The following is a 3,878-nucleotide window of genomic DNA, read 5'->3' on the forward strand; positions in this document are numbered from 1 at the left end:
CCTCCGGCACCATGCGGTTCGCGGCCGCGGTGCCGCCGGCGCGATGCGCGAGACGAGAGATCTGAGAGACAGGAGGGCGGGTCACGAGGCGCCAACCTTTGGCCTGCCGGCCATTTCACTTAGGAAGCGTCTTGCTTCAACGGGCGATTGCTCTCCCAGGCCATCCCCCACTCCGTCGCTGCTTCGCAGCGCCACCTCTCCCCCCTCCGGAGGGAGAGGAAGGGAGCCTGTCGTACGCGCGCTTTCCTCTCCCCCGTCGATCGGGGGAGAGGTGTCGAGCGAAGCTCGACGGAGTGGGGGTCGATCAGCCGTCAAGATTGAAGCTCTTGCCTCGACACAAACTACTCCGCCGCCTGCAGCGGGGCGATGCGGCGGCTCTGGCGCGCCTGCTCGTTATACTCCGTCTGCCACTCGGTCGGGCCGTTGGACGGCGCCACCTGCACGGCGGTGACCTTGTACTCCGGACAGTTGGTCGCCCAGTCCGAGAAGTCGGTCGTGATCACGTTGGCCTGCGTGTCCGGGTGGTGGAAGGTCGTGTAGACGACGCCCGGCGACACGCGGTCGGTGATCAGCGCGCGCAGCGTGGTCTCGCCGGAACGGCTCGCCAGCCGCACCCAGTCGCCGTCGCGGATGCCGCGGTTCTCGGCGTCGTGCGGGTGGATCTCCAGCCGGTCCTCGGCATGCCACGCGACATTCTCGGTGCGCCTGGTCTGCGCGCCGACATTGTACTGCGAGAGAATCCGCCCGGTGGTGAGCAGCAGCGGATAACGCGGACCTGTCCGTTCGTCGGTCGCCACATATTCGGTGCGGATGAACTTGCCCTTGCCGCGCACGAAGCCGCCGACATGCATGATCGGCGTGCCGAGCGGCGCCTTCTCGTTGCACGGCCATTGCACCGATCCGACGCGGTCGAGCAGTTCGAACGACACGCCGGCGAAGCTCGGCGTCGTCTTGGCGATCTCGTCCATGATCTCAGACGGATGCGTGTAGTTCCAGTCGAGCCCGATGGCGCGGGCAAGCTCCTGCGTCGCCTCCCAGTCGGCATAGCCCGCCTTCGGCTCCAGCACCTTGCGCACCATGTTGATGCGGCGCTCGGCATTGGTGAAGGTGCCGTCCTTCTCGAGGAAGGTCGAGCCTGGCAGGAAGACATGCGCGTAGTTCGCCGTCTCGTTGAGGAACAGGTCGTGCACCACGACGCATTCCATCGCGGCCAGCCCTGCGGCGACATGCTTGGTGTCGGGGTCGGACTGCAGGATGTCCTCGCCCTGGATGTAGATGCCCTTGAAGGAACCGTCGACGGCGGCATCCAGCATGTTGGGGATGCGCAGGCCGGGTTCTTCGTCCAGCTTCACGCCCCACAGGCTCTCATAGATGTCGCGCACGGCCTCGCCGGAGATGTGGCGATAGCCGGGCAGCTCATGCGGGAAGGAGCCCATGTCGCAGGAGCCCTGCACGTTGTTCTGGCCGCGCAGCGGGTTCACGCCGACGCCTGGCCGGCCGATATTGCCGGTGGCCATGGCGAGGTTGGCGATCGCCATCACCGTGGTCGAGCCCTGGCTGTGTTCGGTGACGCCGAGGCCGTAGTAGATCGCGCCATTGCCGCCCTTGGCGTAGAGGCGCGCGGCACCCCGGATCAGCTCCGGATCGACGCCGGAAAGCTTGCCGACGGTTTCGGGGCTGTTCTCCGGCAAAGCGACGAAGGACGCCCAGTCCTGGAACTCGGCCCAATCGCAGCGTTCGCGGATGAAGGCTTCGTTGAACAGGCCCTCGGTGACGACGACATGCGCCAGCGCCGTCAGCACCGCCACGTTGGTGCCGGGCTTGAGCGGCAGGTGATAGTCCGCTTCGACATGCGCCGATTTCACCATCTCGGTCCGGCGCGGATCGATGACGATCAGCTTGGCGCCCTGACGCAGCCGCTTCTTCAGCCGCGAGGCGAACACCGGGTGGGCGGAGACGGGGTTGGCGCCGATGATGACGGCGACATCGGTGAATTCGACCGAGTCGAAATCCTGCGTGCCGGCCGAGGTGCCGTAGGTCTGGCCGAGGCCGTAGCCCGTCGGCGAATGGCAGACGCGCGCGCAGGTATCGACATTGTTGTTGCGGAAGCCCTGCCGCACCAGCTTCTGGACGAGATAGGTCTCCTCATTCGTGCAGCGCGAGGAGGTGATGCCGCCGATGGCGCTGCGTCCATACTGATACTGGATGCGGCGGAACTCCTTGGCAGTATGGGCGATCGCCTCTTCCCAGCTCACTTCGCGCCACGGATCGGAAATCTTCTCGCGGATCATCGGCGACAGGATGCGGTCCTTATGGGTGGCGTAGCCATAAGCGAAACGGCCCTTGACGCAGGAATGGCCGTGGTTCGCCTTGCCGTCCTTGTAGGGCATCATGCGGATGACCTCGTCACCCTTGACTTCGGCCTTGAACGAGCAGCCGACGCCGCAATAGGCACAGGTGGTGACGGCCGAGCGCTCCGGCATGCCCTTCTCGAGCACCGTCTTCTCACGCAGCGCATCGGTCGGGCAGGCCTGAACGCAGGCGCCGCAGGACACGCATTCGGAAGCGATGAAGTCCTCATGCATGCCGGCGACCATGCGCGACTCGAAGCCGCGACCCTCGATGGTCAGCGCGAAGGTGCCCTGCACCTCCTCGCAGGCCCGCACGCAGCGCGAGCAGACGATGCATTGTGCAGGGTCGTAGGTGAAATAAGGATTGGATTCGTCGCGGGCGATATAATCGACCGCCAGCGAGCCATGGCCGGGCGCGACGCCGTTCTCTTCCTTGACGTGATTGCGGCCTTCGACGCCGTAGCGGTTCTCGGAGAGCCCGACCGACTTCGCCACCGCGTCGAATTCGCTGGCGCCGGTGCCGGCCTTCTCGTTCCAGCCGGTCGGGTGGTCGGAGACGTAGAGCTCCATGACGCCGCGGCGGATGGCGTCGAGCCGGTCCGACTGCGTGCGCACCACGATGCCTTCGGCAACAGGCGTCGTGCAGGAGGCCGGCGTGCCGGCGCGGCCTTCGATCTCGACCAGGCAGACGCGGCAGGAGCCGAAGGAGTCCAGCATGTCGGTGGCGCAAAGCTTCGGGATCTCGACCCCGCCTTCCATCGCCGCGCGCATGATCGATGTACCTTCCGGCACGGTGATGCTTTGCCCGTCGACCGTCAGCGTGACCTGCTTCGTCGCTTTCGACTCCGGCGTTCCGTAGTCGATTTCTTCGATGAGTGTCGGGAAGTCGGCTTTGATGTTCATCTGCCAGCTCCTATTCGGCAGCCACGCGCGCCGGCGCCGGCTTGAAATCCTCGGGGAAATGCGTGATCGAGCTCATCACCGGGTAAGGCGTGAAGCCGCCCAGCGCACAGAGCGATCCGAACTTCATCGTGTTGCAGAGGTCGGTGACCAGAGCGAGGTTCTTCTCCGCTTCGATGCCGGCCGCGACCTTGTCGAGAACCTCCATGCCGCGCGTCGAGCCGATGCGGCAGGGCGTGCACTTGCCGCAGCTTTCGATGGCGCAGAATTCCATGGCGAAGCGCGCCTGCTTCATCATGTCGGCGGTGTCGTCGAACACAGTGATGCCGGCATGGCCGATCAGCCCGTCCTTGGCGGCGAAGGCTTCGTAGTCGAACGGCGTGTCGAACAGCGTGCGCGGGAAATAGGCGCCGAGCGGGCCGCCGACCTGCACCGCCTTCACCGGACGTCCCGAAGCCGTGCCGCCGCCGATCTTGTCGACGATCTCGCCCAGCGTCAGGCCGAAGGCGGTTTCGAACAGCCCGCCATGCTTGACGTTGCCGGCGATCTGGATCGGGATCGTGCCGCGCGAGCGGCCCATGCCGAAATCCTTGTAGTAGGCGGCGCCCTTGTCCATGATGATCGGCA

At 65.6% G+C, this 3,878-nt stretch carries 2 protein-coding genes; both read right to left on the reverse strand.

The window, feature by feature from the left end; all coding sequences use genetic code 11:
• Nucleotides 1–341: 341 nt before the first annotated feature.
• A complete protein-coding gene (gene fdhF, locus EOA29_RS28085; protein ID WP_126090460.1) occupies nucleotides 342–3,254 on the reverse strand; it encodes a formate dehydrogenase subunit alpha in 2,913 nt (970 codons plus the stop codon).
• Nucleotides 3,255–3,264: 10 nt separating this feature from the next.
• Nucleotides 3,265–3,878: NADH-ubiquinone oxidoreductase-F iron-sulfur binding region domain-containing protein (locus tag EOA29_RS28090; RefSeq protein WP_281061115.1), on the reverse strand; the 614-nt coding region annotated here is incomplete at its 5' end.

The organism is Mesorhizobium sp. M1E.F.Ca.ET.063.01.1.1 (genome assembly GCF_003998155.1).
Lineage (GTDB): Bacteria > Pseudomonadota > Alphaproteobacteria > Rhizobiales > Rhizobiaceae > Mesorhizobium.

Bases quoted from the DNA above. Each gene is read 5' to 3' on its own strand.
- fdhF (WP_126090460.1), bottom strand. From the start codon at position 3,254: ATGAACATCAAAGCCGACTTCCCGACACTCATCGAAGAAATCGACTAC.